Here is a 16166-nt window from a genome sequence, read left to right on the forward strand (position 1 = left end):
GACACAAATGAAGTGAACGAAACGCCGATTAGACGCAGAACAAAAGCGGGCGTTCGCCTTGGCTCCAGCAAAAAACTCTCACGCTGTAACGGAATGCTCTCGGTCGAGAGTTTCCTAGGAAATGTGTTTCCCGCAATAGCATTGCCCTGCTGCAGCGTAAGAGTTTAAGACCGCGTCGGTTGGCACGAGCGGAGGAATGCTTTTGAAAAGCGAACGCATGAAGATGGAAGCGGGAGAGTGGTATTGCTGCATCGATCCTGAACTCGATGCGCTGCGAAATTTGGCGAGACTTGCCGTGCACGCTCACAATAGTATGCCGCCAAACGAGCGGGGAGCAATGGCCCCAGAACTTCGCGTCTTGTTTGCCGAGCCGGGCAATGCTTTCATCGAGTCACCATTCCATTGCGCCTACGGAATGAATATCAAACTTGGAGACCGCGTTTATATCAACGCAGACTGCGTCATACTTGATACCGCATTGGTCTCGGTAGGCGACGGCACGATGTTTGGACCTGCAGTCCAGATATATTGTCCAGAACACCACCAAGATGCGGCCCTACGCAAGGCGGGGCTCGAAATTGGGCGGCCTATCACCATTGGCAAGGATGTCTGGATCGGAGGAGGTGCCATAATACTTGGCGGGGTGACTATCGGCGATGGAGCGACCGTGGGCGCGGGCTCGGTAGTAACCCGGAGTGTGGCGACCGGGGTTACGGTTGTCGGAAATCCGGCGCGACCGATTCGCTGACGACGAGCTCACGGTCATGTTAAGTCAGATGGGGTATAGTGAGGTTGGCAATGCTATGATCACCCCGCCGGCTTTGGCCTGGTCGGGACATGATGCCCCGACTTTAAGGCGAATGTCTAATGGGGGAAACGGCGGTATCCGTTGGCAAGACACAAGCGCTACGCATCGGTACCACCGCTGTCGTCACCGTCCTGTCCGGGCTGAAGTACGAGTAGGAGCGAAACGATCTTCGAACGCATCGAACGCGGAAGCTTACTCATTGCATCGATGACGTCGTATCCTTCCTTGCTCGATCTATAAGACTGTTGACGTTCGAGGCTTGCCATGGATTCTCCAGCCATCTTGTCGCTGAGAGCCAGATCCTCGAAGAAGTACGTTATTGGCGTCTCAAGAGCGATCGCTATCTCGTAGAGCTTCGACGTGCTTATACGGTTCGTCCCTCGCTCATATTTCTGCACTTGCTGGAATGTAATCCCCAACCCGTCCGCGAGGTTTGTCTGAGACATTCCTACCTCGTTTCGCCGCATCCGGACGCGGCGGCCCACGTGAATATCGACAGGGTGCGGGCCCTCAGCGTTCATTTTGCCTCTGCTCATCGGTCCCTCGTGTTTCAATCGCGACTCAACGAGAGCCAAGCTGCCAATAGCACAGGCAATCATCGATTACATTCGACAGAGACGGTGATGAAAGCGACCTAACTGGTCTCCTATGTCGCGAAAGGACCCGGCTGTGAGCACAAGGTCAGTTTGCCACACCTGTAGCGATTTTTATATTGAAGGCAAAACTGACTGTGGCGACGGATCGAACTTGTTCATCACTGATGTCCACCTGTAAATTCTCAGGCGGCGGGAAGTGTTTACAGACAAACTGGGCGAGCGCGGTTACGCCTGTCTCAATCGCCTCGTGCGAGTTCATGGCTTCAATCTCAACTTCCGCCTCTTTGCCGTCCAAACATGCCGACTTCCTTCGGCTGATCGGATATCCGCCATCGATGGGCAAGACTACGCTGGTCGGTCCCCCACTACATCGTCCTCCAATGGCGAAGCGACTTACCATGCTTTTACCTTTCTTCGTTATTTAGCATGCCCAGTGCGAGTTGTGCGCGCGGAACTTTGATAGTGACAAACATGAACGGCGCAGCTTTCTTTCTAGCAGTGAATTTTATTATAGCCGTATCGTTCAGTACGGTATTTGTTGCCGTTGCAACCCGCAGCCGCTCTCGAATAGCTACGCTATGGCTGGCAGCAGGATTCGGTGTCGCTTCTCTCTCAGCGATCTGTGAGCTGTTGGTGGCTTACGCGTCGATGACGAAGTTCTGGGCGCTTGGCGCTTTTTCGACCTTGCTAGTTGGGATGGTACTGCTTGCGGTTGGCATCTGTCGTCTTCACGGGCATCGGCCAAACACGTTGGCAGTTCTAGGATTTGTACTTGCGTGCCTTGGGTTGTCTTGCGCCATATACGACTTACCTCGTGGAAGCGTGACGCAAGCTGTCTTGTACCAAAGCCCGTTCGCGATCGTATTTCTCCTCAGCGTCTGGTCACTCCTTACATCGCAGAGGCGTCAGGCAATTGACCGCTTCCTTACTGGCTTGCTTTTATTCACCAGCTTTCATTTTTTGATGAAAGCGGGGTTCGCCGTGCTTGTCGGGTCTGGTGCTACGGCCAAGGACTACATTCACACAAACTACGCTATAATCTCACAAGGCGTGACTGCTGTGCTGGTCGTCGCTGTCGGACTAACACTTCTTACCACACTTGTCTTGGATATCATGGCAGACGAGAGGAGCAATTCAGAGGGCGACATGCTCTCCTCTCTGGCTAACAGGCGGGGCCTTGACCGGCGTGTCGCTTCGATCTTAGCGAAATATCCCGAAGGGAAGCACGCCGTTGTCCTTTGCGACCTCGATCGGTTCAAAAGGATCAATGATGCTTACGGCCACCATGTCGGTGACTTGGTGATCCAGGGTTTCGGACAAATGTTAAGTAGATCGGTTCCTGAAAATGCCGCCTCCGGGCGCATAGGAGGTGAGGAGTTCGCGGTGTTCTTGCCTAACACGGAAATCGAAGTCGCGGTACGTGTGGCTCAGACGCTGCGCACAGCAACCATGGCCTTGCCTGGCCTTCCAGATGACCTTCAGGTCACTGCCAGTTTCGGTATCTCGACACTCACGTCTTTTGACGGACTGAGTGAAGCCTATCGCCGAGCTGACGAGGCACTCTACAAAGCGAAGCATTCAGGCCGAAACAGGGTCAAGATAGCGAGCAACGACTACGCTCTGCCCAGCCCGACACGAGCTCTAGCTGTGCCTCGATATGAATAAGCAATGCTTACCCGACTGAGGGCGCCATTACAAATGCATACGCGCGCAGTTGATACTCCGTGCGTAGATGTTTTGTGAATAGTCCTGACGCGTAGGCCCAAAAGGGCTTTGCATCTTCGCTACGAGCATGGCCGGTAAAAAGTCTGTATCATACCAACGGTCATCTTTTATGTTTGCGCATCTTGCACGTGTGGTGCAGCGATCTAGGTATCGGGGCCGCGGTCGTCTGGTGGGGCGTTGCCTGCCTGTAGTGCGTTTGCTTGTGAATTGTGCTCGTGAGAATTTCCGCAATCATCTTACGCAACCTTGGCAGGTTCTGTCCTGGACGAACCAATGTTGGAAGGATCGCGCGGTTAGCGGTTTTGAGTAGAGATATCCTTGTGCTTCATCACAGCCCATGTCCGTCAATGCATCCGCTGCCTGAGCCGTTTCAACGCCATCTGCCACAACCCGATAGCCGAGGTCATGAGATAGCGCGATCATTGAGCGGACGAGACTTTCGTCACGCTCTCCAACGTCAAGATTTCTGACAAACGACTGGTCAATCTTCACGACCGTCGTGGGCAACCTTTGGAGGTATGATAAACTGCTGTAGCCGGTTCCGAAGTCATCGATCGAAAGGGTAATACCGGCGTCGGCCAAAGCCTGCAATTTCTGCAATGCAGCGCCCGCATCCTTCATTACCGCGCTTTCGGTGACTTCTAATTCAAGGAGCGATGGATGGATGCCGTAGCGAAGCAGCGCTACGATCACCCGTTCTACAAAGTCCTCCTCTTCCAGATTTGCCGACGAGACGTTGACAGATATAGGGACCGTCAGTCCTTGTTTTATCCACGAGCGTACCTGACGAAGCGCCGTATCAAGAACCCAGCTGGTCATATCTCTGACGTGCGTCGAGCTCTCAATAATAGGGACGAACTCCCCTGGAGATATGCTCCCCAGTTCAGAGTGGTACCAGTGCAAAAGCACTTCAGTTGCGACGCACTGCCCGGTCGCAAGTGAGAGGCGCGGCTGGAATACCAACGACAATTGCCCGTCAGCCAGTAATGCAGAATCAAAATCTTGCAGCAGCCTGAAACTGCGACGGTGTCTGTCATCGCTTTCGGCTGAGAAAACATCAACCTGCAGGCCGTTCAGGCGCGCATCTTGAGCAGCGCTACCCATAGCCCTCAAGAGGTCATCCGGATCAATACCAGCACCAAATGGCGCCATGCCTGCAACGGGTGTCATCATGAACTGGAAGCTTAAGGCCGATTGCAGTCCCAGAAGCAGGGCAGTGACATCATCGATGCACTTTTCCCGGACGCGTTCAGTCGTTACGACCGCGAACTGAGTTGCCGAAATATGATAGGCAGTGCGTCCATCCAATTTCGTCCTCAGAAAACGTGCGGCCTCTCTGACGCCTCTATCAATCTCCGCAGGACCAAGCACACGAGACAGGTGGTCGATCTGTTTGGTTTCGGCCAGGTCTATGAGAACCGCAAACCGCTGGATGTCGCCGGTATCATCCTGCCCAATGTCACTGATGTCGTCCAAAAATTGTGTTCTGTTCGGTAAGCCGCTTATCGGATCAATACGTCCAAAGGCATGTTGCAACTCGATCTGTGCCATGACCATGGCTGCAAGGTCCGTCAGTGATGCAATTTCTTCGGTGGTTGTTTCTCGGGGCAATGTCCCGAGAACACACAGCGCCCCGAGCCCAAACCCGTCGCGTGTGACCAAGGGGGCCCCGGCGTAGAAGCGGATGCCACTTTTACCAAGCGGGCTGTACTTGTAACAATCATCCTTCGCCATGTCTGGGATCACCAGGACGTCGGTACTTTCAGCAACCTGGGCACAGGGGGCTCGATCTCTGGGTATGGTTTGATGGTCAACGCCGACACGAGACTTAAACCACTGCCGATCAACGTCGGTTAAGGAGACAGCTGCGATTGGGAGATTGAATATTAGGCTCGCCATCCTTGTGATGCGATCAAAGATCTCGCTTACTGGTGTGTCCAGCAAATCGAGGTTGTACAAAGCATCGAGACGATTAGCCTCTTCTATTTTGATCATCTGACGTTCATCCAAGGCTTGCACTCCCAGGATTACCTAGTGCGGTAAAAGAATTGAGATATGAATAAACTAAGCTTTCGAACTCTGTGCGTATGCTCGAAATAGCTTATATTGAGATCGTCATGGCAGTCGCTCTCTTCCCATCAAAAAGCTAAGCGGCATCTTCCTCAATCGCGAGCTCTTTCAAGAGCGAATGGATTTCATCGCCACTCAGTCGGGAAGGATCGAACCCGCTGGAGGAACCGATACCGGCGAAGCGCTCAGCGTGCATATCCGATCGGCCGATAAAGCCCATCGCCCAGTTCGGGAAAGACCGATGGCCTATTGGGTCTAGCGCGAGCAGCGAGACATCACCGTGTCGCTCGTCCTGTTGGATACGCTCGAATGCGGCTTCTACTCTGTCCAGAGGTCCTTCGAGGACTTGGGCAAAGCACCCCGCATTAAACAGGAGCGCGCCGGTAATCTCGTTGCGCTCGTTGTTCACCCGGCTTTTGGCCAGGATCTCGTCGACATTCGAAGCAAATACTGCTTCGTCGTGGGCGATATGATTGCGGCTATAATAGACGAGCCGGTACATGCTGCTAGCCATGAATGAATTCCTTTTTCTCTAAATCGTTTTGCGCCAGAAAGGCAGGGACTTGATCCGTGCCCATTGGCCGACCGGTGAGATATCCCTGGACGTGCGTGCATCGCTCGCCGCGGATCCGCGCCAGCTGTTCAGCGGTCTCGACGCCCTCGGCTGTGATGGCCATGCCGAGGCTCGTGCCAAGACTTGCGATCGATCGGAGGATTGCCTCGCTATCAGCGTCGTCGCCGGCAACAAAGGAGCGATCAATCTTGATCTTGTTGAATGGGAACTTCTGTAGATAACTCAACGACGAATAGCCGGTCCCGAAATCGTCCATCGAAATCTTAACACCTCGATCGCGCAGGGCCCTCAGCGTCTGAATAACGTTGTTAGTATCATCGAGCAGCGCACCCTCGGTGATTTCGATTTCAAGTCTTTGAGGTGGCAATCCCGAGTTCTTAAGCGCCGATGCGACTGTCTCGAGCAGCGTGTCGGCCTTGAACTGAAGCGGTGAGACGTTGACAGCAACGATCATCTCACCTGGCCAGGACATAGCTTCGATACAGGCAGTACGCAGCACCCACTCGCCGATCTTCACGATCAAGCCATTCTCTTCAGCAACCGAAACGAACGAAAGAGGCGGGATATTACCCTTGATCGGATGCTCCCAGCGCAAAAGCGCCTCAAAGCCGTCCACGCTATTGGTGGCAACGTTGAGAAACGGTTGGTAGTTTAGCTTAAACTGCTTAAGCGCCAACGCACGACGCAGATCGATCTCCATTTCGCGGCGACCGAGGAGCAGAGCATCCATGCCGCTCTCAAACTTGCGGTAACGGCCACGCCCGGCCTTCTTGGCCTCGTACAGAGCAAGGTCACCATTGCGCAGTAGGTCACGCGGCTGGATCGCATTGGTCCCAAGTGCGACGCCGACGCTCGCGCCGATATTTATGGTGTGGCCGTTGATGACATATGTGCGGCCGACGAGGTCCACGAGGCGAGATGCGACCGTCACGGCCTCCACCTCCTCATCGACGTTATGCTGCAGGACAACAAATTCGTCTCCGCCTAACCGAGCGACGATGTCACCCTTGCGACAAGCAGCCGTCAGGCGGTCGGCTACCTTCTTCAACAGGAGGTCGCCCACCGCATGTCCAAGCGTGTCGTTGACCATTTTAAAGCGATCGAGATCAAGGCAGTGAATGGCGACCGACGAGGCAGCCGGACCGTCGCTTAGAGCAAGAGAGAGGTGGGACAGAAGTGCGTTGCGCTTCTTAAGACCAGTCAGCTCGTCCAGGGTTTCTGGCATCTCGGCGACCGCCGAGTCGCTCGGAGGTCGCAGATCGATAAGGAAGCGCCCTTCGCCGAGGGGAGCAAACGCTGCTTCGAACTTCTCGCCGTTCAATGAGGTCAGGATAGCGGATGGGGTGCCTGTAAGCCAAAACGTAGAGCCCGGAAACAGCGAGTGTACGTCACATCCAACAACTGCTCCGAATACAATTTGGCCTGCCAAATTTGAGTAAATGACGATAGCATCGGCGTCGGCGACGAGGACGGGATGCGGCAAGTTTTCAAGAACCTGCTCGGCACTCGGCGTTCCAGGGGAATACTGTGCAGACCTGTTTGGTGAAAGTGTAGCAAGTGACATGACGGCCTACCAGTGCGAGTTGTCCGAAAGTAAGTGGAAGATATTACTCAACAATAGCTTCATTTCCGAAAATATGAGGGTTCCTGGCGACAAAGTTAGTGACTGCTGAACGAATATTAGATCTAGCTTAGGTAGATGGAGACGCCGGGGTTGGCGCAACAAGCTTACTGGAGAAATGCCGAAGAGCGGCTCCTGAGGTTACGCCACATTGTCTATTATCGTGGAGGGTTAGGCAATTCGCGGACTGATTTTTAAGCGTAAGCAGGCTGTTGCGGGTATGTACTTAAAGCCGTGATTTGCGCGGCATCCTGACAACTCTTGCTTACTCAGACCGGCCGATCCCGCAGGTGCGCCACTAAATTGGTTCAATGGCTCGACCTCCGTTGTCAGACACAACGGGCGCTTGATCCACGCAAGTCGCTCCAGCCCGCCAATAGCCGCGGTATCGACTGATATCCGCGGCCTTGCCTTGCTGATCGCTGGGAGCTGAGCCTCAGAATTCCTCCCACTCGTTGGCAGCTACAGCGGCATTGCCGTAGAAGGCCGTTGCCAGCTTACGGCTCAAGGCACGGGCCGGCGAAGCTCCGGATGTTTCGCGGCGTTCTGAAGGGCGCATTGCCTGAGCGAGTGTATATCCACGTCGACCGCTTCCACCCGACAGCTTGAACTGTGACAGGAGTTCGTTCAGCGAAGCTGCATCGCGCGCCATTCCATGGCTTGCGGCAGTCTGCTCCTCGACCATTGCGGCGTTCTTCTGGGTGTCCTGGTCCATCGCGTTGACGGCGGTGTTTATTTGCTGAAGGCCGGACGATTGTTCCTGAGCGCTCTCGACGATTGCGCTGACATTGCGGTTGATTTCCTGGACTTCCGCAACGATCGTTTCCAGTGCGCGGCCGGTTTCGCCAACCAGAAGTACGCCGTTCTGGACCTGTTGGTTGGAAGCATTGATCAATGTCTTGATCTCTTTCGCAGCATTGGCAGAACGCTGAGCAAGTTCACGCACTTCCTGTGCGACGACCGCAAAACCCTTGCCGGCCTCCCCTGCGCGGGCGGCTTCGACACCGGCGTTCAGAGCGAGGAGGTTGGTCTGGAAGGCAATCTCATCAATCACCCCGATGATGTTGCCGATTTCGCCCGAAGACTTCTCGATCTGCTGCATAGCCCTGACAGCGTTCTGGACGACTTCACCGGACTTCTCGGCGCCCTGGCGGGTGCGGGCAACGAGAGAGCCGGCTTCCTGAGCGCGCTTGGCGGCGTCCTTGACGGTGGTGGTGATTTCTTCGAGCGCTGCTGCGGTCTCTTCGACAGACGCGGCCTGCTGTTCGGTTCGCTTGGCAAGATCATCGGCGGACGACTTGATTTCAGCGGAACCAGCCTCGATGCTGCGCGCATTCTCGGCAACATGTTCAAGTGCCGACTGCAGCTTTGACGCAGATGCGTTGAAGTCGTTACGGACGCCGTCGAGCGCTGAAGTAAACGGCGTATCAACGCGGTATGACACGTTGCCTTCGGAAAGCTGGCTGAGCGCTCTGGCAAGGTTCTCTACGGCGAACTTCACGTCGGCAGCTTCTTGGCTTCTCAATGCTTCGCGCTCGACGCGTTCACGTTCAGAAAGACTGAGATTGTCGATTGCCTCCTGCTCAAGGCGAAGACGCTCCAGAGCGTTGTCGCGGAAAATGGCGACAGCCTCGGCCATCATACCAACCTCGTCTTTGCGGCCCAGGCCATCGATCTCTGCGTCTGTGTTGCCGGCAGCAAGCGAAGACATGCGTTCACGAAGGCGCGCCATCGGAGCGGTGACGCCTGTGTGGGCGATCGCCATGGCAATCGCAACAGCAACCGCGATACCAATAAGCATTCCGATGAGGGCTAGCTGGATAGTGGAGGAAACTTCCGCCGACAGCTGGTCACCGCCGTTCTTGATCATATCCGTCATTGCTCCGTTGTTTGCACCAAACTTGGGAGACAATTCGATGACGATTTTGTCGAGATCGCCTGACAATGCAGTAACCTTAGCAGTGTCGCCGGCGGCATGAGCCTTCAACAGAAGGTCGCCGATGGCTGCCAGCTTGTCGATATCGAGGAGAAGCTCTTGCACCGCAGCATGACGGCTAGGAACGAGCCCTGGGACCTGCTCTAGACGACTGCGGGCTCCTGCAAGCTCCTTGCCAAAACGTTCAGAAAGATTTGCAAAAGCCGCCGACTGCGGGGCCTGAGCCAGCGCACGGCTGAGCCACGTTGTGGCTGTCCACGTGGCTGCTGCGCCGCGTGGAAGAAACGCTGCAGCGGTGCTCTCTTTATGGAGAAAGCTGGAATAGGACTGGTTCGCCGCGCTGAAGCGCTGTGTGACGAACAACAGGCCAGCGAGGGAGATGACGCCGAGGACAGCGATCGCCATCAGGAACTTGGTCTTGATCTTCAGATTTTTAAGCATGGATGACCTTCGCAGGGAAAGGAATGAGCGCAGCGGGGAGAAAGGAGACAGGAGCCGTCGTAGACGGCGCGCATCATGCGCGTAAAAGGATCTGATCGATCTCGGTGTCCTGGCGGGAAGGTAAGAGAGTTCTCATAAGAAAAGATTACTCAGGTTTCCCTTGAGTTCTGGTTTCCTTGTGAATACGCGATAGCCTGGTAGAAATATGCGCATGGGACAGCGCATGATTGCTGCCGTCAGAAATTGTTGACCCGCTAAAGCTGCGGAATGCAATAATCGCAATCAGCGCGACGCACTAACTCAGACGTTCCCGATCGTCGATTGTGTCGCATTCATATATGGCAGCCATGAAACCCAGTAACTCGGCTGAGATAGGGAAACAATGTATGCCAACAGGAACGGTTAAGTGGTTCAGCGTAGCCAAGGGGTTCGGATTCATCACACCTGACGATGGCACTGCGGACGTATTCTTGCATATCTCAAAGGTTGAGGAAGCCAATCTTCCGACCTTGGAGAACGGCATTGCTCTTCGGTATTCCATTGGCTCGCGGAACGGGAAAGTCTTTGCAGAAGGCCTCTCGGTCATTTCCAAGCCGAAGGCACCTCAACGCGAGCCTGAACCGGATAATGCAACTTCAACTTTCGAGAAAGAATTCGAGAAGGAGTGGGGTCTTCGACGGCGATAGCTGTCATGGATGCTCAAATCGTGAGCGACTTCGTTTGACGCGACATCGATCCACATTGTGCGCAACCAGCTCGGCAGCTTTGTCTAATAACCATTTGCGTGACTGGTACGTTCAGTTCAGTTCAAAGTGTGAGTATGGGATCTAGTGCCTCCGAGTACCGCGCGCGCGTTGGGTGAAATCGCATAGCGCGATAGAACCTCGAGCTGTGACACTTGAAGGGAACGAAGCTTCGTTCCGCCAACCCATGTACGACACAAATCATATTTACTGGTTATAAAGCGCGAAAAAGACACAGTAACTTGCTGAGTGGAGAGACGGGTATGGTTCGGCAGGTAGCGAGCAAGACAACTACCGATACCAACCGATTGTCATCTCGCTTAAGCCACAACGCGGTAACATCCCTGGCCTGCCAGTCTCTTATACCACGGTCGGGTCAAGAAGTAGTTATTTGGTCGCTGTCAAGTAGGTGTCCTGCAGTTCACCCCGGCAGACTCTTAGTTTTTATAACCGATAAGACCGGCAATTCACTGACTTTACTCGCTATCGAACGAGCGTGTCGTGAGATCACCACGATACTGAACCGTTGGAGGCTGCTGTTTATTCCACCCAATCTGACGCTTTCCCAAATTCATTGGTGGGTAGATTTGTGCCGAAGGTCCAGCTCTTTGGACATTCAACGGCGGACAGGCGTTGCATGCACCACTGGTCGAGTCTTGAATGGAGACCGATTTCCGCGTTGGCAGAAACTGGAACGATGAACGCTTTTAACCGCGCGCCTGAGGGAGTCGATTTTAGGCGAACGGACGCCCGCTCCACCTCCGGATGACGCTCGAGTTCGGCTGCAACCCGCTGAGGCCAGACATTAACCCCTCCCACCTGCACACCGCCATCCCGCCTGGCGCCGACGGTGAATGAACGGTTGCCCGTTCTGATAAATTCATCCGGTACATCATACGATTGCTCACCTCTTTCAAGCCGCGTCAAACTGCCGGCAGGGTCTCCGTCACTATTTGGGAAGCGCCAATGTGGCATCAAAGTGAAGCCATCGTCCGGATGTCGACGCCACCCAATACCAGCGGTCTCAGTTGATCCGTAGAGTTCGGTCATGCCGGAAAGACCGCGCTCAAGGAGCGACATTACTAACTGAGCTGGGCAGGGAGCGGTCGATACGACGCCGTTAACACCGGGCGGCCAGGCTGACACTGTCCTGTTTATAGCCGCCCATCGATCAGGAAACGTAACGACAAGGTCCCCAGGCACCAGCTCGTAATTCAAAAAACTATGCGTGCACGTTGTCTCGGCGATCACCTCCACGCCCAACTCGTCAGCCAGAAATGCAGTGAGAATGCAGCCGTAAATGTGATGCGCCGGAGTCAGTGCGATAATCCGGCGGCAGGACTGGAAATAACCAGCCAGAAACTGAGCTTCTTCGATCAGGAAAGTCGCATCATGCGTGTATCGCCTAGGCAGTCCGGTCGATCCAGACGTCAGGAAGGTAATTTTCGATATGCCCTGATCCCACGCCTCTTCGATCGCTTTCAACCAGCCTCCAAATGTCTCAATCTCCGTGAGGTTAGGGGTTGATGTGCTTTCGTAGAGATGAAACATCTCGTTGACGGCGGCACCAATCGCCATAGTCTCCAGGGAGTCGAGCCCTAGCCCGCTGCCCGTTCCATCTCTCAATGAAAGGTCTGCGTGCCAGACCTCATTAGCGGCAGCAGCCGAGTTACCCGGGCGGGAAGATGGTCCCCGCTGGGTTTTCAACTCGGCTTCGATGAGGCTTTGCAATACACGCGCAGCCGACCTCGGGCTCAGCATTTGCTCATTGCGTCTCGTTTGCAGTCAGTGGTGGGGCAGTCCTGTTGCGGCCCGCGCGCTTGGCTTGATAAAGAGCTGCGTCAGCATCAGCGAGTATGGAAGCAACGCTTTGCTGCGCGCCCAGTCCCTCGGCGCAACCAAAACTGGCAGTCACACAGATTGTCGACTTTTGCGTTACGATCGCAGTTGATGCGATAATTTTGCGAAGGGACTCCGCGAGCTCAACTGCTTCCTCCAAAGCTGCACCTGGAAGAATGATAGCAAACTCTTCTCCGCCTATCCGCGCAAAAACGTGTCCAGGGCGAACTGCATTGATACAGACCTTCGATATGGTCCGTAGCGCATCATCACCGGCACCATGGCCATAGCTATCGTTGATCAGCTTGAAATGATCGATATCAAAGGTAACGAGCGCGAACGGTCGTCCGAGCCTTTGGCTACTGATATGTTCCCTGTTGGCCGCATCGAAAAAAGCGCCACGATTATAAGCACTGGTTAGATGGTCGGTCTGCAAAAGCTTCTTGAGTTCCCGCATATCCGTGTCACGGCGCTCCACCTCGCGCATAATGACGGTGTACCCTCTGATTGACCTCTGGTCGTTTGACAGTTCGTCGACACAGACTGCGATCAGGCTTTGGCACCAGTATCGCTCTCCATTTTGACGAGACCCCCAGCCTTCATCCAGATGCCAGCCGTCTTTTCGCGCCTGTTCCAGGCGATGCGCCGTGGATAGCAGAGTTCCTTCTGGTCGATCTTCCATCAAATCCTCAACCGAGAGCCCATTGAGTTCGCTTTCGTCGTATCCAGTTTGCAGGCTGAGAGTGGAATTTACAGCGTTTATACGACCATCTGGGCCTAGAGACGCAACACCAAAATCTTTGACGCCTTCCAGAAGTGACCCGAACCAGGTCTCTGCTTCTCGTAGCCGGCGTTCCTGGCGCACCTGCAAAGAGACATCCGCAAGGGTGACCACGTAGCGCTCATCCTTGAGCTTAACGATCGTGCAGCTGAGGACCTTCGGTGCGTCTGAGCTACCGGTATCCTCTGGGCCAAGATATATCCGGTGGTTGGAACAGATCGTTCCGCGCTTCGCGCTGAAGTCTTGCACCAACGAACGCAGCTCAGGTGCGTAGTTTTGAAGGGCCTCCAGGAGGTTCGTCGCCATCCCGTCCGTCGATAGCGACATCATCAGGTTCATAGCGAGCGGGTTCATCAGCCGTATCGTGCCGTCCTTCTCGATGTCGACAAGGCCGACTGGACAAGCATATACAAACTGCAGGAGTTGTTCGTATTCGTCGTCTTGTGGTTGCTGCACTGGAGGATGCCCGGTTATCGCTGGATTAGGATGTATCTCAACGTCATCTCGCTGCTCTTGAGCAATCGCAAGCGGACAGGTGTCGGACGCATTCGCAATGTCAGTACATAGGGAATAACGTCATCTATTTCAGACTCATCCTCAAAGCGCTGCGCCACTAAAAAATTGTTCATGCACTGGGCGATTTCGTTGAAGTAATCGCAGTCCAGGACGCTTTCTCGCCGGAGCCCGGCAAGGGCAGATTCCCGTGCGTTGTAGCGACAAACCATTCCGCTTGCATCAAGACCAATGACGCCAAACTCAACCGAGTCGAGCTGGTCATCGTCCATAGCCTCCAGCTCTGCCCCGGAAATATTCTCGAATACCGATGTCACAGTTGGCCTCTATTGTTTGAGTTGCGGGATAGGGCCACCGGTCGGACATCAAGTCAAGGCAGACAAACATTACTGGGTAGGTTCGGATCCCTTCAAGACCCCCAAGACGGCTGCATTGCGTGCCGCCAAGTTAAAGGAAGCATAACGAAGTTGCTGCGGTAACGCTCAGCTTTTGGAACAGTTGCTTTATCAATTTGAGATCCACGGATCGTGCAGCAAATCTTGTGCTGGCAACCGGGTCGTAGTTCGCCTAGGAAAGACCTATGCAAGAACAGGACGACCATATTCATCCGGAGGCGGCAGTCGCTCCCGGCTACCTGGCCAATCACGCTGCCCGTGTGTTCAACAGGCTGGTAGATACGGCCTTGCGACCATACGGGCTTTCGCTTTCTCTGATTGGCCCGATCATGCTCCTTTCCTGGAAGGGACCGATGCTCCAGCGCGACCTTGTGCGTTCCTCCGCAGTCAAGCAGCCGGCGATGGTCGCGATCCTCGACAAGCTGGAAGCGCTGACGCTGATCCGCCGGTCGCCCTCGTCAATCGATCGCAGGGCGGCAATGGTCGAATTGACGAGCCAGGGGCAAGAGGCAGCCCGGCGGGGACGCGACGCGCTACTAGCTGCAAATGCTAGGGGGCTGGAAGGCTTTTCATCCGAGGAGGCAATGTCAATGGTTCGCCTTTTCCAGCGACTGATCGATAATTTCGAGCGCTGACGACGGAACAAATATATCACGAGTGATGTTCTTTACGGAAAGGAGATCATCGCATGTCCCGTCGCATCCTCATCACCGGCGCAAGCGTCGCCGGCAATACAGCCGCTTGGTGGCTAGGCCATTACGGCTTCGACGTAACAGTCGTCGAAAGCACCCCAGAGTTTCGAGACGGTGGGCAGAATATTGACATCCGGGGTTTGGGCCGTGAAGTGCTGCGCCGGATGGATTTGGAACAGGCAGCCCTCGATCGCGGAACAGGGGAAGAGGGGACTGTCTGGATCGATGAGCATGGCGGAGAGGTCGCCAAATTCCTCACTGCCGATTTCGGTAGCGCTGGCCCAACGGCGGAGATGGAAATCCTACGTGGGGATCTTGCTCGCCTCCTGTACGAGTCAGCCCGCAACTACGCGACGTTTCGTTTCGGCGATCGCATCGATCGCATCGATCCCATCGAAGAAGGCGCAGAGGCGGTCTCGGTTGCCTTCTCGAGCGGGCAGACCGAACAATATGATGCGGTCGTCATCGCGGAGGGCGTAGGCTCATCGACACGCGAGCTGGTTTTCCCTCAGGAGAACAAACCGCGATGGATGGATCTCACCATCGCCTATTTCACCATACCGCGACATGCCGACGACGATAAGATGTGGCGCTGGTACAATGCGACGGATGGCAGAAGCATATCGCTGCGGCCCGACACGCATGGAACGACGCGGGCCATGCTGTCGCTCCAGCAGCCACCGAACGGCGAGCAGGAATGGACCGTCGAGCAGCAGAAGGCCTATCTCCGCGAGCGATTTGACGATTCCGGCTGGCAGGCGCATCGGGTGCTGGCCGGCTTGGAAGAGACCGAAGATTTCTACTTCGACGTGCTGCGGCAGGTGCGCATGGATCGGTGGTCGAAGAGGCGCGTCGTGCTTACCGGCGACGCGGCCTGGTGCGCAACACCGCTTGCGGGGATAGGCGCTACACTCGCTGTGACAGGCGGCTATGTGATTGCCAGCGAGCTGCGGCGGAACGGCGATATTAGGCAAGCCTTCTCCGCCTATGAAGAGGCGATGCGGCCAATGGTCGAGAAAGGGCAGGGCGTACCAAAGATTGCTCCCCGCATGATGAACCCGCACAGCCGGCTCGGCATCAACCTGCTGCATAACACCCTCCGCATAGCGAGCAAGCCGGCTATTCGCGGTCTTGCCACCAAATTGTTCGCAAGTGAACCGGATGGACCTGATCTTTCGCGATATGAGAAGTTGCCTTTGCACCAACGACCTCATCGAACTGGACCTTGAGGTTTAGGTCGGAATCCCCGTGGAGCGGGTGGCGTTCGTAAGCGCACGGTCAGATTGTTGACGTTCCGCACCTATCTTTGACAGATTGCTTTAAGCCAGAGCTGGCTTCTGCTTTTTGATAGGCTGCAACCGCTGCCGTGTTGTGCTCGTGATCATACCAAACCGCTTCCACTGAAGAGTTTTGGACATCATGGCGCGGGGAG

At 55.0% G+C, this 16166-nt stretch carries 13 protein-coding genes and 1 pseudogene; 5 read left to right on the forward strand and 9 right to left on the reverse strand.

Going from position 1 to position 16166, the window contains the following annotated elements:
• The first annotated feature begins 196 nt into the window (after positions 1–196).
• Positions 197–748 (forward strand): sugar O-acetyltransferase, encoded by a 552-nt coding sequence (locus IFT59_RS21625; protein ID WP_113165879.1) that lies wholly within the window; start codon positions 197–199, stop codon positions 746–748.
• A gap of 158 nt (positions 749–906) precedes the next feature.
• Here the strand turns inward: IFT59_RS21625 and IFT59_RS21630 are convergent, their stop codons facing one another.
• Positions 907–1407: a helix-turn-helix domain-containing protein gene (locus IFT59_RS21630; protein WP_342366134.1), complete on the reverse strand. Its 501-nt coding sequence runs from the start codon at positions 1405–1407 to the stop codon at positions 907–909.
• Between the two features lie 82 nt (positions 1408–1489).
• Positions 1490–1699 carry a hypothetical protein gene (locus IFT59_RS21635; RefSeq protein ID WP_113165878.1) on the reverse strand — a complete coding sequence of 70 codons (210 nt, stop codon included), beginning with the start codon at positions 1697–1699 and terminating at the stop codon, positions 1490–1492.
• Between the two features lie 176 nt (positions 1700–1875).
• On the opposite strand from IFT59_RS21635, the gene IFT59_RS21640 reads away from it, so the two are divergent.
• Entirely contained in the window at positions 1876–3069 is a 1194-nt protein-coding gene (locus tag IFT59_RS21640) for a GGDEF domain-containing protein (protein WP_113165877.1), read from the forward strand.
• Between the two features lie 291 nt (positions 3070–3360).
• On the opposite strand, the gene IFT59_RS21645 is transcribed toward IFT59_RS21640, so the two are convergent.
• The 4 genes from IFT59_RS21645 to IFT59_RS21660 all read right to left on the reverse strand — a co-directional run bounded on the left by IFT59_RS21645 (position 3361) and on the right by IFT59_RS21660 (position 9771).
• Positions 3361–5139, reverse strand: a complete 1779-nt coding sequence (locus IFT59_RS21645; protein WP_249407695.1) for a sensor domain-containing phosphodiesterase — start codon at positions 5137–5139, stop codon at positions 3361–3363.
• A 136-nt stretch (positions 5140–5275) separates the two neighbouring features.
• Positions 5276–5713: a BLUF domain-containing protein gene (locus IFT59_RS21650; RefSeq protein WP_113165875.1), complete on the reverse strand. Its 438-nt coding sequence runs from the start codon at positions 5711–5713 to the stop codon at positions 5276–5278.
• Positions 5706–7337: a sensor domain-containing protein gene (locus tag IFT59_RS21655; RefSeq protein WP_192088230.1), complete on the reverse strand. Its 1632-nt coding sequence runs from the start codon at positions 7335–7337 to the stop codon at positions 5706–5708. Before IFT59_RS21655 ends, IFT59_RS21650 begins: the two co-directional genes overlap by 8 nt.
• A 493-nt stretch (positions 7338–7830) precedes the next feature.
• Complete coding sequence (locus IFT59_RS21660; protein ID WP_192088231.1) at positions 7831–9771, reverse strand: methyl-accepting chemotaxis protein; 1941 nt, start codon at positions 9769–9771, stop codon at positions 7831–7833.
• 386 nt (positions 9772–10157) lie between these two features.
• On the opposite strand from IFT59_RS21660, the pseudogene IFT59_RS23400 reads away from it, so the two are divergent.
• Positions 10158–10358 (forward strand): annotated as a pseudogene (locus IFT59_RS23400) (cold-shock protein); the annotation flags it as partial.
• Positions 10359–11054: 696 nt separating this feature from the next.
• On the opposite strand, the gene IFT59_RS21670 reads toward IFT59_RS23400, so the two are convergent.
• The 3 genes from IFT59_RS21670 to IFT59_RS21680 form a co-directional block, all read right to left on the reverse strand.
• Positions 11055–12092 (reverse strand): AMP-binding enzyme, encoded by a 1038-nt coding sequence (locus tag IFT59_RS21670; RefSeq protein WP_192088232.1) that lies wholly within the window; start codon positions 12090–12092, stop codon positions 11055–11057.
• A 187-nt stretch (positions 12093–12279) separates the two neighbouring features.
• Entirely contained in the window at positions 12280–13590 is a 1311-nt protein-coding gene (locus tag IFT59_RS21675; protein ID WP_192088233.1) for a diguanylate cyclase, read from the reverse strand.
• A 14-nt stretch (positions 13591–13604) separates the two neighbouring features.
• On the reverse strand, positions 13605–13964 hold the full coding sequence (locus IFT59_RS21680) for a hypothetical protein (protein ID WP_197978195.1): 360 nt from the start codon (positions 13962–13964) through the stop codon (positions 13605–13607).
• Positions 13965–14227: 263 nt separating this feature from the next.
• On the opposite strand from IFT59_RS21680, the gene IFT59_RS21685 reads away from it, so the two are divergent.
• Together IFT59_RS21685 and IFT59_RS21690 are read left to right on the forward strand one after the other, a co-directional pair.
• Positions 14228–14677 (forward strand): MarR family winged helix-turn-helix transcriptional regulator, encoded by a 450-nt coding sequence (locus IFT59_RS21685; protein WP_113165868.1) that lies wholly within the window; start codon positions 14228–14230, stop codon positions 14675–14677.
• A 53-nt stretch (positions 14678–14730) separates the two neighbouring features.
• On the forward strand, positions 14731–15963 hold the full coding sequence (locus IFT59_RS21690; protein WP_113165867.1) for an FAD-dependent monooxygenase: 1233 nt from the start codon (positions 14731–14733) through the stop codon (positions 15961–15963).
• Positions 15964–16166: the final 203 nt, after the last annotated feature.

This window comes from Rhizobium sp. CFBP 8752 (genome assembly GCF_014842035.1).
Taxonomy (GTDB): Bacteria; Pseudomonadota; Alphaproteobacteria; order Rhizobiales; family Rhizobiaceae; genus Neorhizobium; species Neorhizobium soli.